This is a genomic window from Pseudomonas sp. xss_4 (genome assembly GCF_043104125.1).
In the GTDB taxonomy this organism is placed as follows: Bacteria; Pseudomonadota; Gammaproteobacteria; order Pseudomonadales; family Pseudomonadaceae; genus Aquipseudomonas; species Aquipseudomonas parafulva_B.
On the sequence record NZ_JBICKJ010000095.1, the window covers coordinates 1 to 17,630 of the forward strand.

The window sequence follows — 17,630 nt, forward strand, 5'->3', positions numbered from 1 at the left end:
TTGGCTGAGAGCGTTTCGTCTCAACCGAGGCGCGCATTCTACGCTTTCCTCGTTGCCTGTCAAGCGTTTATTTTGAAGTTTGTTTCGAGAAACTCGTTCAGCTTCAAAGGCTTGCAGTACTCCAGTGCGTCTACTTGATGCCCGACTGCGCTGGAGTGCGGCGAATTATAGACACTAATTTCGTAGCGTCAAGCATTAATCTTATCCGAACGTCATTTGAGTGGAACGCTTAACACTCTATTGCTGTCTGCTACACCGTTGCGCACTATAGTGCGCAACGCCACTCCTAGGTAATCCGTCCCCATGTCCAAACCGCCTCGCAACCTGGCTAGCGTGCTGTTCCCAATCGGCCTGCTGCTCATCGCCATGGCATCGATTCAGACCGGTGCTTCGATCGCCAAAAGCATGTTCCCACTCATTGGCGCACAAGGCACGACCTCACTGCGACTGATTTTCGCCAGTTTGATAATGGTTGCGCTGCTACGGCCATGGCGAGCACGCTTCACTACTCGCACCCTGCGTAACGTCCTTATCTATGGCTTGGCGCTCGGCGGAATGAATTTCCTCTTCTATATGTCCCTGCAGACGGTGCCCATTGGCATTGCGGTGGCACTCGAATTCACCGGCCCACTGGCAGTTGCCATATTCGCCTCACGTCGCGCCATCGACTTCATCTGGATCGCGCTGGCCATTTTCGGCCTGCTGATGTTGCTGCCCGCAGGCCATGACGGACAGGCGCTGGATCCACTGGGCGCCTGCTACGCAATCGGCGCGGGGGCGTGCTGGGCACTTTATATAGTCTTCGGCCAACGTGCCGGTGCCGAACATGGCGTGCAGAGCGCAGCGCTGGGAGTGGTGGTCGCTGCACTGTTCATCGCACCGATCGGCATCGTGCATGCCGGTAGCCTGCTGCTGACGCCCGCGGTCATCCCCATGGCGATCGCTGTAGCGGTATTGTCTACCGCCCTCCCCTATAGCCTGGAAATGGTTGCGCTCACGCGCATGCCCGCTCGTACCTTCGGCACCCTCATGAGCATCGAGCCTGCCTTCGGTGCCTTGTCCGGGCTGTTGTTCCTGGGCGAGGTCCTGTCATTTACCCAATGGCTGGCCGTAGGCGCCATTATCGCGGCTTCCGTGGGCACGACGTTGTCCATGCGCCATAGCCCAGAACCGACGATGGTCGCGGATTGACACGGGAAAACTTTTCGTTGAAAGCTGCATGGGTGTTGTGGCGTCACCGCTCGCTGATTAAGCTGTCCCAGCGCAGTCGAACAGGGACGCTGTACTCTTCAGGATGAACCCGAGCGAAAATGACGGACCCAGGTAGCTGATCCGTCCTGCATTTAAGGACAGGAATGAAACGTATTTTGCTCATCCTGGCCATCTTGGCTATTGCTGGATGTGCCGCCACGGCGAAAACCGAGGTCAAACGGGGCAAGAAAGGCCTGCATATCAACTGCTCCGGCCTGTCTTCTTCGTGGGACAACTGCTACAGCAAGGCCGCTAGCGCCTGCACCACTCGCGGATACCGCGTCGTCGCCCGTTCAGGCGACAGCGACGAAGAGGACGGCGATTATCTATTTGGCATCAACCCTGCCGGCTACACCAGCCGCAGCATGATCGTCATTTGCAAGTGACCGGGGCAGCCTGATGGCTGCCCCCATATGCCTTAGATCGCCTCAGTACGTGATAACAACCACGCCAGCGCCTTTCCTTCCAGCAGTGGGGCCAATCGCTCGCGCACCATGGCATGGTAACTATTGAGCCAGCAAACCTCCTGCTCAGTCAGCCGCTGCGGCAGCAAGCAACGCGTATCGATGGGGCACAGCGTCAGGGTCTCGAAATCGAGAAATTCACCGAATGCACTGCGGCCGGCGCTTCGCGCGGCGACCAGGTTTTCAATCCGCACCCCCCATTGCCCAGGTCGGTAGGTGCCAGGCTCGATTGAACTGATCATGCCTTCTTGCATGGCGGTCTGCGGCGCGGCCGCTGCCTGATAGGCAATCACCTGAGGCCCTTCATGAACATTCAGGAAATAGCCCACTCCATGGCCGGTGCCGTGGCCGTAATCGACCTGGTCGGCCCAGAGGGGCGCACGGGCTATGGCGTCAAGCATGGGCGACAGCACGCCCCGCGGGAAGGTCGCCCGCGACAGCGCTATCATGCCTTTTAGCACACGGGTGCAATCGAGCTTCTGCAGGTCGCTCGGTTGCCCGATGGGGACCATACGCGTGATATCCGTGGTCCCACCCAGGTATTGGCCGCCAGAGTCAATGAGTAGCAGGCCGTCGCCCTTGATCACTGCGTGTGACTGATCAGTGGCCCGATAGTGGGGCATCGCACCATTGGCATTGAACGCAGCAATGGTCGAGAAGCTCAACGAGACGAAGCCCGGTCGCCGGACGCGCGCCGCGGTGAGTTGCTCATCGACGGTCAGTTCGGTCACCACCTGTGTCGCGAGCGCTTCTTCAAACCAGGCGAAAAATTCGCACAAGGCCGCGCCGTCCTGCTCCATCGCCCTACGAACATGCTCAAGTTCGCCCTCAGCCTTGCACGCCTTGCTCAGGGTACTGGGATTCGAGCCTTCCACGAGCACTACCCCTTCGCCTAGCGGCTCGAGCAACCCGCACGTCACCCGCGCTGGATCCACCAACAAGCGACTACCAGGTGGCAACTGACCAAGGGCGCCGGTAGCCTCGGTGTAGGCTCGCACTTCGATCCCATCCTCGCGCAGCGCCTGACGTAGAGGCTCATCGACTTTTCCCGAGGCAATGAAAAGCTGCACGCGCCGCGCATCGATCATGGCAAACGCCAGGAACACCGGATTGTAAGACACATCGCTACCGCGCAAGTTGAACAACCAGGCAATGTCATCAAGGGTGGCGATGAAATGACTGTCCGCACCTTTGGCTTGCATCGCCTGCCGCACCAGCGCCAGCTTCTGCGCACGACCCACTACTGCGTAGGGCGCAAGATGTGAATACACCGGGTTGGACGGTAGCGTCGGCCGGTCGCTCCAAACGCGACCCAGCACATCCTGGTCAGTCACCAACCTTGCGCCTCGCTGGCCAAGGCGCTCTCGCAACTGGCGAGCCGAAGCCAAAGCCATCGCACGACCATCTACGCTGGCGCACCCCTGCGGTTGCACATGTTCAGCCAACCAGTCCAGCGCGCTCGGCTGCCCGGGTGACAATTTCATCAATTCGATGCCGCTACCTGCCAGCTCTCGCTCAGCCTGCTCCCAGTAGCGGCTATCGACCCACAGCCCGGCAAACTGCTGGCTTATGACCAGGGTGCCGACCGAGCCAGTGAAGCCCGACAGCCACTGGCGGCCTTGCCAGTAGCCTGGCAGATATTCGGAAAGATGAGGGTCTGCCGATGGAACCAGCAAGGCGTCAAGCCCTTCTGCGGCCATGGCCTTACGCGTCGCGGCAAGACGCTGGGCCGTGGTCTGTTGGAGAGTGGTGTGCACGATCATGCCCTTATCAGTGGCGACATCCGGTATGCCTGAGCGCTTGATGATGGAATAGCTGCCCGCGGCCTGCAATCAGCAATCTCCGTGCTGCACGCTTGTGAGAAAGGGCCTACGCCGGACCATACCATTGATCCTGCCATGCTGAACTTCACCAACGTCCCGGATTCAGAGGCAGTACAGCTCGTCTTGCAAGAGGGATCGTCATGCCCAGTGCCTGTCATCGCAAACAGGGCGTCGTGGTACTCGACACTCGGCCTCACACGCCCGACCACGAGCACGCCGTGCACCGTAAGCTATCGGAAGGCTTCGCACAGTTGCTGGACTGCCCTGTGATAGACCTGCACGGACCGACACGGGCGGACGCTTCGTACTACTACATGCTCACCCAGCCTTTGGTCGACACCGCAGATCTGACAGCACTGGGTATAAAAAGCGAAGCCGATTTTTTCGGCGGTGCCGTCGCTCATCCGTTCATGTCCACCAAGGCCATTTCACACCCTCTGCCGCCAGGTGCTCCACCGAAGCCTGATTGGCCTGAGGCATTTGCCCGGCAGGCCTGGGACGCGCTGCTCAAGGGCTACACCGTATTCGACAAGGCCACCGCCCGGCACGCCGCACAACTGTTGTTGATCACAGGGCCTGTACGACTGAAACCCGTACGCGCATGCGCGGGTCGAGGGCAGGCCGTGTTCTCCACGCTCGAAGAACTTGAACCCCTACTCTGTGCGGTGGATGACGCAGAACTCTTGATTTGGGGCCTGGTGATGGAACAGAACCTGAGCAACGTCGAGACGTTCAGCGTCGGCCAGGTACGGGTTGCAGGCTTGGTCTGCAGCTATTACGGCACACAGCAACTCACCCAGGATCACCAAGGTATCGAGGTGTACGGCGGCTCTGACCTGACCTTCGTACGAGGAGGCTTTGCGTCTCTGCTGGCCGGCCCCTTGGAAAAGAGCGTTCGCCTGGCGATCGAGCAGGCAATGACTTATGACCAAGCGGCCGATCGACATTTACCAGGCTTCATCGCCTCACGCCGCAATTACGACATCGCCCGCGGCACCGACACCAAAGGCGGCATTTGCAGTGGCGTGCTGGAACAATCCTGGCGGATGGGCGGTGCCAGCAGCGCCGAATTGCTCGCCCTTCAGGCATTCGCTGCCAACGCCAGGGTCGATCGAGTGCGGGCTAGCACCCACGAAGTCTTCGGCACGCCCGCGCTACCGGCGGATGCCACACTTTTCTACCAAGGAAACGACAGTGAACTCGGACAACTCACCAAATACGCGCGGCTGCGACACGTTGGCCATTCAGAGTGAGACGATAGAGCTGCCGGTGAACGGGGATACCATCTGCGCGACGCTGGTCAGCCCGGGCAGCAAAATCCCCGGCATCCTGTTCGTCCACGGCTGGGGCGGCAGCCAGCAGCGTGACCTTGCCAGAGCGCGACACATCACAGGACTTGGCTGCGTCTGCATGACCTTCGATCTGCGCGGCCACGAGAAAACCCAAAGTCAGCGACTGACGGTAACGCGAGAGCAGAATCTGCAGGATCTGCTAACAGCCTACGATCAGCTCATTAGCCACCCCACTGTGGACCCCAACGCCATCGCCGTGATCGGCAGCAGCTACGGCGGCTACCTGGCTACCTTGTTGACCTCGATGCGCCCGGTCCGCTGGCTGGCCCTGCGGGTACCGGCCATGTACTGGGACGAAGAGTGGAATACGCCCAAGCAGTCCCTGGACCGACAACGGCTCAATGACTATCGCCGTCGCCCCTTGGCGCCGTCTGACAACCGTGCTCTGGCCGCCTGCGCCGAGTTTACCGGCGATGTTCTGCTGGTCGAATCCGAGCATGATGACTACGTACCCCACAGCACGCTGATGAATTACCGATCAGCCTTCGGCAGTGCCCACTCGCTCACCCACCGGATTGTCGACGGCGCCGACCACGGCCTGTCCACCGAAGAGAGCCAGAAGGCCTACAGTGCGCTGCTGGCGGCATGGATCAGCGAAATGGTCATTGGTGCTCGCCTGGACCGCTATCCCCACTACGCACCCTGGTACGCGTGAAGCTCACTCCACCTGACAGTACAACGCTCCGTCTGGATGGCGAGCCAGACACCGCAGGGCCGTGAAGGCGGCAAAGTTCACGGCGCTGGCGTGATACTGCTGGAGAAGACCCAAAAACGAACCGTCCAGCACTTGCTCGATAGCCGCCTCACAGGCCTCCCGGTTGGTCCACTGCAGCGACTGAAGCAGACAATTGCCATCTTCGCTCACCTGAACGCTGACCGCCCGGAGGTCTTCAAAGCGCGCTGCCAGTGACTCACTGCGCTGCATCAATGCCTGGGCCAATGCTTGCTGAAAGACGACGGCGACCCGATATTCGATCATCTGGTTGTACCAGATGGCTGAGACACTTCCTGACATCGACAACCTCCTGACAGGGAATACACATCGCAATGCCCGGAAGGATAAAACCTCAACCAATCTCGAGGTCAAGAGGGTCGCTACGCCATGCACCCCGCCCCTCAGGCGTTGAAGTCACGCCCTGCCGTCGAAATGCACTGGGGGTGATGCCTGTGGCGCGCTGAAATACCTTGCGAAACGCACCGGGGTCGCGATAACCGACATCCCAAGCGATCTGGTCGACTGTCCTGCGTGTGAACTCAAGCAAACGTGCTGCCCGGCATACTCTGATCCGCTGACAGTACTCGGTGGGGCGCAAGCCTGTAGCCAAGCGAAACCGCCTCAAAAACGTGCGCGGCTCCAGGCTGGCGCACGCTGCCATCGCTGCGAGGCCCGCCGTCCGCGCGCCCGTAGCCTGCAACCAGTGCTGTACCTTCAGGACCGCTTCATCGCCATGATCAAGCAACGGGTTGAGGCAAGTGCCGGGCAAAGCGGCAGGTATCGGATCTACCGCCAGAAAGTTCGCAGTTTCAGCGGCAACGGTATTGCCCATAAATCGCTGCACCAAACTCAGGCCCAGACTGGTCCAGGCCATCAGGCCAGCGGAGCTGACGATATCGCCGTCGTCGAGCAACACCTGTTGAGCCTCAGCCCTGATGTGCGGGTAACGCGCCTTCAGTAGCTGCACATGATTGCGATGGGCGCATGCGGTGCGTCCATCCAGCAGACCGCAGTCGGCTATGAAGAAAACCCCGATGCACACCGAGGCCAGAACGGTGCCTTCCTGGTGCAATCGGCACAAAGCCGAGCGATGGCGAGCCAGGCAGGCATCGTGGGGAACGGCGTGCAAACTTGGCGGGATGATCAGAACACGCAGTCTCGCATCACTGTCATCCCCTGAAGGAGCCTCAGGCAGCAGTTCTTCCTCTGCACCCACACCCCATACGCTGATACGCACACGAGGCGCTTGGGCCGCACCCAACCCGTCAGCCATACGGTTAGCCACGTCGAACAGGTCGTGCAGGCCGTGGATCGCTGCCTCCTGCGCATCGGGATAGCGAAGCAGGCCAATCTCGATAAAACGAGCCATGTCAGTTTTGCCCCGCATAGTGTCTTTCGCGCCGATTCACCCCTATCACGCGACAGCCTATAACTAAGCAACAGTCAAAACCACTACCCCCGGAGGCAACATGAACACTCACGCACTGATCATCATCGACATCCAGAATGACTATTTCGCAGGCGGCAAATGGCCTCTGGAAGGTGTCGAGCGCGCCGCTGAAAATGCGGCCCGCCTGCTCCAGGCTGCCCGCGACGCGAACGACCTCATCGTGCATGTACGCCACGAGTTCGACAGCGCCGACGCCCCCTTTTTTGCTCCAGGCTCTTCGGGCGCAGCCATTCACCCAAGTGTTCAGCCGATGCCTGGAGAGACTGTGATTCTCAAACACAAGGTCAACGCTTTTCTCTCGACCGATCTTGCGCCGACGCTCGAGCGCCAGGGCATCAGGTCGCTGACTGTCGTGGGCAGCATGAGCCACATGTGCATCGATGCAGCGGTGCGCGCAGCAGCTGACCTCGGGTACGAAGTCACGGTCGCCCATGATGCCTGCGCCACGCTGGCCCTGGAGTTCAACGGCAAAAGGGTACCTGCTGCACAGGTGCATGAGGCATCGATGGCTGCACTGGCGTTCGCCTATGCCTCGGTGCGCAGCACCGATGCATTGCTCCAAGAGGCTGCTGGCCACGCCTGATCGCCACTTTAGATCACTACATTGCGTACAAACTTCACTGCGACCGCGCCATCGTTGCGATAGGCGTAACGGCAATTGCTGGCGAATACGTGAAAGCGTCCCTGCTCGAGTCGGTGCTCGACACCCTCGATAATCAGCGTTAGTACACCTTCGACCACGTAGATCTGCTCGCTCCAGCCTTCGGCATCTGCCTCGCTGCGATAGTGTTCGCCGACCGCCAGCGTCCATTCCCACAGCTCAACTTCGCGACGGGCCATGCTGCTTGCCAGCAGGATGGCCCGGCTTTGCGGATGCTCACCCGCCCAGGCCAGCTCTTCGATACGACCAGGGTTACGCTGGTCAGGCGCCTGGATCAATGTGCTGAACGCCACCCCGAGTGCCTCGGCGATGAGGTCGAGCGTGGTGAGGCTGACATTTTTCTCGCCAGCCTCAATCGCCACCAGCATGCGACGGCTGACACCTGAACGCTCGGCCAAGGTTGCCTGGCTGATGCCAGCAGCGTTGCGCAGACTGCGAACATTCAAGCTCACGTGTTGCAGCACCGAAGCACGATGCGAGGCGTCGTTGTGCACTATATTGCTCACTCCTAGTTGTTGCGCAGTATACTGCCCACTTTGCGCCGATTGTGCGCCCTGTCCTACGAGCCTGCAACCGCATGAATAAGTCACGCCCGCAACGTCCCACCTTTTCGTTCCGTCTTAGCAAAGCCGAGTGGGTACTGGTGTTCATCACCATGTTATGGGGCGGTACATTCCTGCTGGTGCACAACGTGATGACCGTCAGTGGCCCCATGTTTTTCGTGGGCTTGCGCTTCGCCGCGGCTGCCCTGTTCGTCGGCATGGTCTCGGCCCGCGCCTTGCCAGGGTTAACCCTTGTCGAATTCAAGGCAGGCCTGTCGATTGGCGTATTGATCATGTTGGGCTACGGCCTGCAGACCATGGGCCTGCAGACGATCAGCAGCAGCCAGTCGGCGTTCATCACGGCGCTCTACGTGCCCTTCGTACCCTTACTGCAGTGGCTGGTGCTGGGTCGGCGCCCGGGCCTGATGCCCAGCCTTGGGATCGGCCTGGCATTCGTTGGGTTGGTCCTGCTCGCCGGGCCGCAGGCCGGTAGCCTGCACATGAGCGAAGGCGAGGTAGTGACATTGGTGAGCGCCGTCGCCATCGCCGGCGAAATCATTCTGATCAGCCGCTTTGCCGGGCGCGTCGACGTTCGCCGCGTTACTGTGGTGCAACTGGCAACGGCCTCGGCACTGGCATTCATGATGATGCTGCCTACCCAGGAATCGGTACCCGATTTCTCTTGGCTTTTGCTGAGCAGTGCGATTGGCTTGGGCCTGATGAGCGCGATCATCCAGGTGGCGATGAACTGGGCACAAAAATCGGTATCACCCACCCGGGCCACGTTGATCTATGCCGGTGAGCCAGTGTGGGCCGGCCTCGTCGGACGGCTAGCGGGAGAGCGCCTGCCAGGGTTGGCATTGTTGGGCGGCCTGCTGATCGTCATCGCCGTGGTCATCAGCGAGTTGCGCGTGCGCCGCAGGCCAGAATCTGCTGGTACTGAACTTGCACAGAATGAACGTCAACTCAAGACCGGTCTCTAAAGCTCCGACTATCCTCTGTAAAAAACTGTTATAAAAAAACAGCCTGTCACAGCCCTTTTGTAGGATTCTGCGACAGGTTGTGTGTTGGTCGATGACCCGTTCGGCACGTATGATCCTTGGAAAACCTCTCAGAATAGAACTCTATGTCTTTGATAGTGCTATTGCTTCTGCCGTTCGTGGGCAGTTTGCTGGCAGCCGCGCTGCCGCACAACGCACGTAACGCCGAGTCCATACTCGCCGGGCTCGTGGCCTTGGTCGGCACCGTCCAGGTAGCACTTCTCTATCCACAGGTGGCCCACGGTGGGGTCATTCGTGAAGAATTCCTGTGGCTACCTAGCCTTGGGCTCAACTTCGTACTGCGCATGGACGGCTTTGCCTGGCTGTTCTCACTGCTGGTGCTGGGCATCGGTACGTTGGTGTCTCTGTACGCGCGCTACTACATGTCGCCACAAGACCCAGTGCCGCGATTCTTTGCCTTCTTCCTTGCATTCATGGGCGCCATGCTCGGGCTGGTGTTGTCGGGCAACGTTCTGCAACTGGTGTTTTTCTGGGAGCTCACCAGCCTCTTCTCCTTCCTCTTGATTGGCTACTGGCATCACCGGGCCGACGCGCGCCGTGGCGCCTACATGGCGCTGATGGTCACTGGTGCCGGTGGCTTGTGCCTGCTGGTAGGGGCGCTGCTGCTCGGCCATGTGGTGGGCAGCTACGACCTGGACAAGGTCCTGGCTGCAGGTGACACCATACGCCAGCACGCACTTTACCCAGTGCTGTTGCCGCTTATCCTGATCGGCGCCCTGAGCAAGAGCGCGCAATTTCCCTTCCACTTCTGGCTGCCCCATGCCATGGCGGCGCCCACGCCGGTGTCGGCGTACCTGCACTCGGCAACCATGGTCAAGGCCGGCGTATTTTTGCTGGCGCGCCTATGGCCAGTGCTGTCGGGCACCGACGAATGGTTCTGGATAGTCGGTGGTGCTGGCGCGCTGACGCTACTGCTCGGTGCCTTCGCAGCGATGTTCCAGAATGACCTCAAGGGCCTTCTGGCCTATTCGACTATCAGCCACCTGGGCCTCATCACGCTGTTGTTGGGGCTGAACAGCTCGTTGGCCGCCGTGGCGGCGGTCTTTCACATTCTCAATCACGCGACCTTCAAGGCATCGCTGTTCATGGCCGCCGGCATTATCGACCACGAAAGTGGTACGCGTGACATCCGGCGCCTGAGCGGCTTGGTCCGACTGGTTCCCTACACGGCCACCCTAGCCATGGTCGCCAGCGCCTCCATGGCGGGGGTGCCGCTAATGAACGGCTTCCTGTCCAAGGAAATGTTCTTCGCCGAAACCGTGTTCATCACCTCCAGCGCCTGGGTCGAGGCCATGCTTCCGGTGATCGCCACCCTGGCCGGCACATTCAGCGTGGCCTATGCGCTGCGCTTCACGGTCGATGTGTTTTTCGGCCCCACTGCCCAGGACCTGCCGCATACACCCCACGAACCCCCGCGCTGGATGCGCGCGCCGGTCGAGCTGCTGGTGCTGACATGCCTGGTGGTCGGCATTTTCCCCGCCCAGTCCGTAGGCCCCTTGCTAGCCGCTGCGGCACTGCCGGTGGTAGGGGGTACGCTACCCGAGTACAGCCTGGCCATCTGGCACGGCTGGAATGCGCCCTTGATCATGAGCCTGGTGGCCATGAGTGGTGGCGTGGTCCTGTACCTGCTGTTGCGCAAGCAACTGCGACGTGGCCGCTTCCCCTGCCCTCCCGTGATGGGCCGATTCGATGGCAAGCGTCTCTTTGAGTATGGCCAGGTGCAGTTGATGCTGATGGCGCGACGTATCGAGCACCTGCTTACCAGCCGGCGCCTGCAGGCGCAGTTGTTCATGCTGGTGGTGGCCGCCTTCCTCGCGGGCCTGACACCCATGCTCCACAGTGGCCTGACTTGGGGCGAGCGGCCGAAGATCCCAGGTTCAGGGGTGTTCGTCGCACTCTGGATGATCGCCATTGCCTGCGCGATCGGCGCGGCCTACCAAGCCAAGTACCACCGCCTGGCGGCCCTGACCATGGTCAGTGTGTGCGGCTTGATGACCTGTATCACGTTTGTGTGGTTTTCCGCACCTGATCTTGCCCTGACCCAGTTGGTCGTCGAAGTGGTGACCACTGTCCTGATCCTTCTTGGCCTGCGTTGGCTTCCACGTCGTATCGAGGGTGTATCCCCTCTGCCTGGCAGGTTCGACCGCGCCCGCGTGCGTCGCCTGCGCGACCTGCTACTGGCGGTGCTGGTGGGTGCCGGCATGGCCGTGCTGTCCTACGCCATGCTGACCCGCCCTACGCCTAATGACATCTCTTCGTTCTACCTGAGCCGTGCGCTGCCCCAAGGTGGTGGCACCAATGTGGTCAACGTGATGCTGGTGGATTTCCGCGGCTTCGATACCCTGGGCGAAATCACCGTGCTGGTCGCGGTGGGGTTGACCGTTTTCGCGCTTCTGCGTCGCTTCCGCCCACCCAAGGAAAGCATGCAATTGCCGACCCAGCAGCGCCAACTGGCACCTGATGTCGTCACCGACCTGATCAACCCGCGCCATGCTGCCGATACCGCTCTGGGCTTCATGATGGTGCCCGCCGTGCTGGTGCGCCTGTTGCTGCCCATCGCGCTGCTGGTATCGATGTACCTGTTCATGCGTGGTCATAATCAGCCGGGCGGCGGCTTCGTCGCCGGGTTGGTGACTTCGGTGGCGTTCATTCTGCAATACATGGTCGCAGGCACCCAGTGGGTCGAAGCGCAAATGCGCCTGCGGCCCTTGCGCTGGATGGGCACTGGTCTGCTCTGTGCAACCTTGACCGGTGGCGGCGCCATCGTGCTCGGTTACCCGTTCCTGACCACCCATACGGCGCACCTGCACCTTCCTCTGCTCGGAGACATCCATCTGGCAAGCGCATTGTTCTTCGACGTCGGTGTGTTCACCGTGGTCGTCGGATCGACCCTTTTGATACTCACGGCCCTGGCCCACCAGTCGGTACGTGCCTATCGCCCGGCCAGTCCAGGCAAGACCCGTAAAACAGGAGCCGCCTGATGGAAGAAGTGATCGCAGTGGCCATTGGCGTGCTTGCCGCCTCCGGAGTCTGGTTGGTGCTGCGCCCTCGCACATACCAGGTGATCATGGGCTTGTGCCTGCTTTCCTATGGGGTCAACCTCTTCATTTTCAGCATGGGCAGCCTGTTCATCGGCAAGGAGCCCATCATCAAGGAAGGCGTTACCCAGGACCTGTTGCACTACACCGATCCGCTGCCACAGGCCTTGGTACTCACGGCAATCGTCATCAGCTTCGCCATGACCGCCCTGTTTCTCGTGGTACTGCTGGCATCGCGCGGCCTGACCGGTACCGACCACGTAGATGGCCGGGAGCGTGAGGAATGAGCGGCATGAGCCAACTGATCGTTGCCCCTATCCTGCTGCCGTTGATTACAGCGGCAGTCATGTTGCTGCTGGGCGAAAAGCGTCGATTGATCAAGGCACGGCTGAACCTGCTGTCGACCTTCGCCGGTCTTGGCATTGCCATCAGCCTGCTGCTTTGGGTCCGTACCCAGGGCCAGGCAGAATCGATCGGCGTCTACCTGCCGGGCAACTGGCCAGCCCCGTTTGGCATCGTGCTGGTGGTGGACCACCTGTCGGCGCTGATGCTGACCCTGACCGGCGTCATCGGGCTAAGCGCCCTGCTGTTCGCACGGGCACGCTGGGATGGCGCCGGTGCAAGTTTTCATGCGCTGTTCCAGATTCAGCTGATGGGCCTGTACGGCGCATTCCTGACGGCAGACCTGTTCAATCTGTTCGTGTTCTTCGAAGTACTGTTGGCAGCTTCATACGGCCTTCTGCTGCACGGATCCGGCCGCGCACGTGTGCGAGCCGGCCTGCACTACATCGCCGTCAACCTTTTCGCCTCCTCGTTGTTCCTGATTGGCGCGGCAATGCTGTATGGCGTGACGGGTACGCTGAATCTTGCGGACCTTGCCCTGAAGATTCCGCTGGTACCCGAGGCCGACCGCGGCCTGCTGCATGCAGGCGCAGCGATTCTGGCCATGGCGTTCCTGGTCAAAGCGGGCATCTGGCCCCTGAACTTCTGGCTGGTACCAGCCTATGCGTCTGCCAGCGCGCCCGTGGCTGCCCTCTTTGCAATCATGACCAAGGTGGGGCTGTATGCGGTGCTGCGAGTGTGGACGCTGCTCTTCTCCGGGCAAGCAGGGGCATCAGCACACTTCGGGGGAGATTGGCTGGTCTACGGAGGCTTGGCGACCCTGGCCATGGCAGCGGTGTCGATCTTGGCAGCGCAGCGCCTGGAACGCATGGCGGCGTTGAGTATCCTGGTATCGGCTGGCACCTTGCTGGGGGCGGTGGGCTTTGCGCAATTGGCATTGACTGGAGCCGCGCTGTTCTACCTCGTGAATTCTACCCTGGCCTTGTGCGCATTGTTCCTGTTGGCCGAACTCATCGAGCGCTCGCGATCTGCCAATGAGTTGCCATTGGACGAGGAAGAAGACGCCATGCCGGCCTTACTGGAATCACTTCACCCTCCAAAAGGGATCAACCTCGATGATGACCAGAAGGCCGTCATCGGTCAGGTCATTCCCTGGACCATGGCATTCCTGGGCTTGAGCTTCATCGCCTGCGCCTTGTTGATCATCGGCATGCCACCCCTTTCAGGCTTCGTCGCCAAGCTCAACCTCATCAGTGCCTTGTTCAACCCCAACGGCCTGGGCGTTCCGAGCCAATACACCCTCGGTGCCGCTGGCTGGGGCCTTGTGGCCCTGCTTGTACTGTCGGGAATGGCATCGCTGATCGCGTTCGGACGCGTTGGCATCCAACGTTTCTGGAAACCCGAAGAGCGACCCTCTCCGGTGCTCAGGCGTTTTGAATGCCTTCCGATCGTGATCCTGCTGGGCCTGTGCATGCTGCTCAGCTTCAAGGCCGAGCCGCTGCTGCGCTACAGCCTGGACACAGCTGCCAGCCTTCAGGCGCCTGATGCCTACATCGATGCAGTCATGGCAGCGCAGCCAAAACCTGGTCCTACCTCGCTCGACGTTCAGGGGCAGCCATGAGCCGACTATTTCCCGCTCCTCTGCTATCGGCATGCCTGTTCGGCCTGTGGCTGTTGCTCAACCTGTCGCTGAGTCCGGGTAACCTCATCCTCGCCGCCGTACTAGGGATACTGGCTCCGCTGCTGATGGCACCCTTGCGGCCGCAACATGCCCATGTCCGACGCCCCCTGGTCATCGTCAAGCTGATAGGCCGGGTTGGCGTGGACGTCATCCTGTCCAACTTGCAGGTCGCTCGCGGCGTGCTGGGTGCTGGGGCGCGGCCGCCACGCTCAGTCTTCGTTCATATCCCCCTGGACCTGCGTGAACCCCATGGGCTTGCAGCGCTGTCCATGATCACGACGGTGATCCCTGGAACCATCTGGTCGGAACTGGCCCTGGACCGTAGCGTGCTACTGCTGCACGTATTCGATCTGGATGATGAAGCGGCGTTCGTCCAGCATTTCAAGGACGTCTATGAGCGTCCCTTGATGGAGATTTTTCAATGAGTGGACTGCTCGCCAACGCTGTTCTTGTCAGCTTGTTCATCTTTGCGCTGGCTATGTGCCTAACCCTGCTTCGGCTATTCCGAGGGCCTTCGGCGCAAGACAGGGTTTTGGCGCTAGATTACCTGTACATTCTGGCAATGCTGACCATGCTGGTGCTGGGCATCAGGTATGCCAGTGACACGTATTTCGAAGGGGCGTTGCTCATTGCGTTGTTTGGCTTCGTGGGCTCCTTTGCCTTGGCCAAGTTCCTGCTGCGTGGAGAGGTGATCGAATGACCGAGACACTCAATCTACCGTTCTGGCTCGAAATGATCACAGCCATACTGCTGGTAGCTGGCAGCCTTTTTGCGCTGATCGGTGCGATTGGCCTACTGCGCCTGAAAGACTATTTCCAACGCATGCATCCCCCGGCGCTGGCCTCGACCATAGGGGCCTGGTGCGTCGCGCTTGGCTCGATTATCTATTTTTCGTGGTTGAAGGAGTCGCTGGTGCTGCATGCATGGCTGATTCCCGTGCTGCTATCGATCACGGTGCCAGTGACTACCTTGTTACTGGCCCGCGCAGGGCTGTTTCGCAAGCGTCAGGCCAAAGAGCCGGTACCCGAGGAGGTCAGCAGCGGCCTGGATCGTGGTAACTGACCGCGCTTAGCCTGGCTGCTTACTCAGCCGCTGCAGTGCTCGCCTGACCATGGCCACGTAATGGGGCGGGCCCTGGGTATACAACTCGGCGGCTACCCAACCCAACCATCGCCCGCCCACCGCTTCACGTGCTGCGAGCAGCCGCTGCGCCTCGGCCATGGCGCGCGCCTGGTGCTCACGGTGATAGTGTTCCCGTGATCCAGGCGCTTGCGCTGGCAGCGTCACTCGCTTGCCTTGAACGTCGTCAGCTCACCCTTGCGCCATTTCGCAACCTTGCCGGTTACAGCCTTCAACAGCTTGCCTAGCCCTTCCTGAATTTGCTGCTCGGCGGCAAACACCAGCATCACGCTATGGCCTTCCCGCAATACGATCCCCTCGCCTTCCTGAACCGATACGAACGCGTAGTCGCCAACGCCGTAGACATTGAGCTTGATGTCGCGAAAACGCATTTCCAGCTTGCCGCCTTCGCGGCTGGGCAGCACGGCGGCACGAAAATGGTCGCCGACTTTCAATTCAAGGCGCTGCTTGTCATCAACCACAAGCGCATTTTGCGTGTCGATCTCGGCCATGTAGAGGCCATCAGGGTTTTGCTCGGTGACATAGACGAATCGACCCTGGAACAACTGGGCCAGTTTCCCACGCAAATCGCCAAGGGCGAACAACGCGTGTGTATCAAGAGTGCTGACTGCCAATGAAGTAATCCTCAACCGTTTACAACCCGCCCTCGCAGGAGCTCGCGAAGCACGGCCATTTCAAATCGATAGGCAATGAGATTAATAAAACGCTGGGCGACATGTCTGTGCCCGCTGACGATGCAGCGTGCAGGATTTTTCACTCTAACGGCCGGCGTTGCTGTCGCTTGCATACCCTTGGGCAATGCCCAAGCGCTACCGGCGTAACGTCTGACATTGCACGTCCATGAAAATGCGATTCCGGATGGGTGCGTGGTCTTGGCGCCTGATGGCGACTCGCACACTGTTGTCGGTGGGGATATCCGAAGACAGTGAAATCCATGAGAGACGCCCTGTTTTAACAGGCTTGCCGGTTATTGCGCAACTGCTCCGGGCAAATTGCATGGGTCGTTGCGGCTTGATTTGCGAAATGCAAAAAGCCCCACGAATCGCTCCATGGGGCTTGGCAACCTGACCGGCTCAGGCCTGACGCTGATGGCGATCAAGCTGCTCGTGGCGCTCTTGTGCTTCGATGCAGTACTTGGTGGTTGGACTGATCAGCAAGCGCTTAAGACCAATTGGTTCACCGCTGTCGTCGCACCAGCCGAAGCTCTCGTCGGCAATACGGTCAAGCGCCATCTCCAGTTGCGGGAGCAGGCGCTGATCGCGATCGATGGCATTCACCAGCCAGCTACGCTCTTCTTCGACCGATGCCACATCGGCAGGATCCGAGGGGGTATCCAGGCCTTCGATGGTGGCACGGCTCAGCTCGATGCGTTCATGGGTCTCGACTTTCATCGCTTGCAGCAGCTGAGTGAAGAAGCTCAGCTGTTCAGCGTTCATGTAGTCATCGGCCGGCATGGCCAGCAACTGTTCCTTGGTCATCGATTTCTCTATGAAAATAGGTGCATTTGGGCGATTCGTTTGCCGCTGATGCTTTGGCATCGGCAGCGGAAATTTTTCGAGCGCCAGTCGGCACTCTTTAACAAGGGGCGGCAGTCTAAGGCGCAGCGTCGCCTTGAGCAACAGCAAAATGGGGTGGCGTTGGCATTCGCTGCTTACGATCCGCCGGCCGGTGCTTGCATTTGAAGGTATAAGCGCGAGTTTGAGCAGTGCGGGTAGATTCGGCGGCATGTTTACTGCAATGCAGGAGTAACGTTGAAAATTATGATGCCTTGGAACCTCGATAACGCTATAGGGGAGCGCTTCGCACTCCATCGCGGGACAAGCCCGCTCCTACAGAGGGAGCTTTAAACATATACACATTAAAAGATTCACTGTAATAAATAGGTACGAGGCAGCAGCTACTGAGCGCATCGCAAACTTCTTTAAACTCCAGCTCAACATATATAGCTAATTCCTGCTCTTGCTCTTGCTCTTGCTCTTGCTCTTGCTCTTGCTCTTGCTCTTGCTCTTGCTCTTGCTCTTGCTCTTGCTCTTGCTCTTGCTCTTGCTCTTGCTCTTGCTCTTGCTCTTGCTTTGGCTTTTGATCTGGCTTTTGATCTTCGCGACTTCAG

Annotated in this window: 19 protein-coding genes; 12 read left to right on the forward strand and 7 right to left on the reverse strand. The window is 59.8% G+C overall.

Going from position 1 to position 17,630, the window contains the following annotated elements; translation table 11 throughout:
- The first annotated feature begins 303 nt into the window (after window positions 1-303).
- Window positions 304-1,191, forward strand: a complete 888-nt coding sequence (gene rhtA / locus ACF8GB_RS21505) for a threonine/homoserine exporter RhtA (RefSeq protein ID WP_058639771.1) — start codon at window positions 304-306, stop codon at window positions 1,189-1,191.
- 164 nt (window positions 1,192-1,355) lie between these two features.
- Complete coding sequence (locus tag ACF8GB_RS21510; RefSeq protein ID WP_023534016.1) at window positions 1,356-1,637, forward strand: hypothetical protein; 282 nt, start codon at window positions 1,356-1,358, stop codon at window positions 1,635-1,637.
- Between the two features lie 32 nt (window positions 1,638-1,669).
- Here ACF8GB_RS21510 and ACF8GB_RS21515 read toward each other — a convergent pair whose 3' ends face one another.
- Window positions 1,670-3,478, reverse strand: a complete 1,809-nt coding sequence (locus ACF8GB_RS21515; RefSeq protein ID WP_197844909.1) for an aminopeptidase P family protein — start codon at window positions 3,476-3,478, stop codon at window positions 1,670-1,672.
- A gap of 194 nt (window positions 3,479-3,672) precedes the next feature.
- Here ACF8GB_RS21515 and ACF8GB_RS21520 point away from each other — a divergent pair, with 194 nt between their 5' ends.
- Together ACF8GB_RS21520 and ACF8GB_RS21525 are read left to right on the forward strand one after the other, a co-directional pair.
- Complete coding sequence (locus ACF8GB_RS21520) at window positions 3,673-4,791, forward strand: DUF3182 family protein (RefSeq protein ID WP_058639770.1); 1,119 nt, start codon at window positions 3,673-3,675, stop codon at window positions 4,789-4,791.
- A complete protein-coding gene (locus tag ACF8GB_RS21525; RefSeq protein WP_058639772.1) occupies window positions 4,775-5,545 on the forward strand; it encodes a S9 family peptidase in 771 nt (256 codons plus the stop codon). The genes ACF8GB_RS21520 and ACF8GB_RS21525 overlap by 17 nt, the downstream gene beginning before the upstream one ends.
- 3 nt (window positions 5,546-5,548) lie before the next feature.
- Here the strand turns inward: ACF8GB_RS21525 and ACF8GB_RS21530 are convergent, their stop codons facing one another.
- Together ACF8GB_RS21530 and ACF8GB_RS21535 are read right to left on the reverse strand one after the other, a co-directional pair.
- Window positions 5,549-5,905 (reverse strand): hypothetical protein, encoded by a 357-nt coding sequence (locus tag ACF8GB_RS21530; RefSeq protein ID WP_058639769.1) that lies wholly within the window; start codon window positions 5,903-5,905, stop codon window positions 5,549-5,551.
- Window positions 5,906-5,957: 52 nt separating this feature from the next.
- Window positions 5,958-6,992: a GlxA family transcriptional regulator gene (locus ACF8GB_RS21535; protein WP_392527621.1), complete on the reverse strand. Its 1,035-nt coding sequence runs from the start codon at window positions 6,990-6,992 to the stop codon at window positions 5,958-5,960.
- Between the two features lie 82 nt (window positions 6,993-7,074).
- On the opposite strand from ACF8GB_RS21535, the gene ACF8GB_RS21540 reads away from it, so the two are divergent.
- The gene (locus ACF8GB_RS21540; protein ID WP_058639767.1) at window positions 7,075-7,638 is read left to right on the forward strand and encodes a cysteine hydrolase family protein; all 564 of its coding nucleotides are present in this window, start codon (window positions 7,075-7,077) and stop codon (window positions 7,636-7,638) included.
- 8 nt (window positions 7,639-7,646) lie between these two features.
- On the opposite strand, the gene ACF8GB_RS21545 is transcribed toward ACF8GB_RS21540, so the two are convergent.
- Window positions 7,647-8,210 carry a helix-turn-helix domain-containing protein gene (locus ACF8GB_RS21545; RefSeq protein WP_058605983.1) on the reverse strand — a complete coding sequence of 188 codons (564 nt, stop codon included), beginning with the start codon at window positions 8,208-8,210 and terminating at the stop codon, window positions 7,647-7,649.
- An 83-nt stretch (window positions 8,211-8,293) separates the two neighbouring features.
- Between ACF8GB_RS21545 and ACF8GB_RS21550 the strand changes: the two genes are divergently transcribed.
- From ACF8GB_RS21550 to ACF8GB_RS21580, 7 genes are all read left to right on the forward strand, one after another.
- Window positions 8,294-9,241, forward strand: coding sequence for a DMT family transporter (locus ACF8GB_RS21550; protein ID WP_182140624.1), 948 nt, complete (start codon window positions 8,294-8,296; stop codon window positions 9,239-9,241).
- Between the two features lie 143 nt (window positions 9,242-9,384).
- Window positions 9,385-12,300 carry a monovalent cation/H+ antiporter subunit A gene (locus tag ACF8GB_RS21555; protein WP_392527623.1) on the forward strand — a complete coding sequence of 972 codons (2,916 nt, stop codon included), beginning with the start codon at window positions 9,385-9,387 and terminating at the stop codon, window positions 12,298-12,300.
- Complete coding sequence (locus ACF8GB_RS21560; protein WP_023534014.1) at window positions 12,300-12,644, forward strand: Na+/H+ antiporter subunit C; 345 nt, start codon at window positions 12,300-12,302, stop codon at window positions 12,642-12,644. Before ACF8GB_RS21555 ends, ACF8GB_RS21560 begins: the two co-directional genes overlap by 1 nt.
- A complete protein-coding gene (locus ACF8GB_RS21565; protein ID WP_196186739.1) occupies window positions 12,641-14,320 on the forward strand; it encodes a monovalent cation/H+ antiporter subunit D in 1,680 nt (559 codons plus the stop codon). The genes ACF8GB_RS21560 and ACF8GB_RS21565 overlap by 4 nt, the downstream gene beginning before the upstream one ends.
- A complete protein-coding gene (locus ACF8GB_RS21570) occupies window positions 14,317-14,805 on the forward strand; it encodes a Na+/H+ antiporter subunit E (RefSeq protein ID WP_058605987.1) in 489 nt (162 codons plus the stop codon). The genes ACF8GB_RS21565 and ACF8GB_RS21570 overlap by 4 nt, the downstream gene beginning before the upstream one ends.
- On the forward strand, window positions 14,802-15,080 hold the full coding sequence (locus ACF8GB_RS21575; protein WP_058605988.1) for a K+/H+ antiporter subunit F: 279 nt from the start codon (window positions 14,802-14,804) through the stop codon (window positions 15,078-15,080). The genes ACF8GB_RS21570 and ACF8GB_RS21575 overlap by 4 nt, the downstream gene beginning before the upstream one ends.
- Complete coding sequence (locus tag ACF8GB_RS21580) at window positions 15,077-15,442, forward strand: Na+/H+ antiporter subunit G (RefSeq protein ID WP_058639762.1); 366 nt, start codon at window positions 15,077-15,079, stop codon at window positions 15,440-15,442. Before ACF8GB_RS21575 ends, ACF8GB_RS21580 begins: the two co-directional genes overlap by 4 nt.
- Window positions 15,443-15,448: 6 nt before the next feature.
- On the opposite strand, the gene ACF8GB_RS21585 is transcribed toward ACF8GB_RS21580, so the two are convergent.
- From ACF8GB_RS21585 to ACF8GB_RS21595, 3 genes are all read right to left on the reverse strand, one after another.
- A complete protein-coding gene (locus ACF8GB_RS21585) occupies window positions 15,449-15,667 on the reverse strand; it encodes a hypothetical protein (protein WP_058639761.1) in 219 nt (72 codons plus the stop codon).
- On the reverse strand, window positions 15,664-16,134 hold the full coding sequence (locus ACF8GB_RS21590) for a hypothetical protein (RefSeq protein WP_058639760.1): 471 nt from the start codon (window positions 16,132-16,134) through the stop codon (window positions 15,664-15,666). Before ACF8GB_RS21590 ends, ACF8GB_RS21585 begins: the two co-directional genes overlap by 4 nt.
- Before the next feature lie 459 nt (window positions 16,135-16,593).
- Entirely contained in the window at window positions 16,594-16,998 is a 405-nt protein-coding gene (locus ACF8GB_RS21595; RefSeq protein WP_023534004.1) for a TraR/DksA C4-type zinc finger protein, read from the reverse strand.
- Window positions 16,999-17,630: the final 632 nt, after the last annotated feature.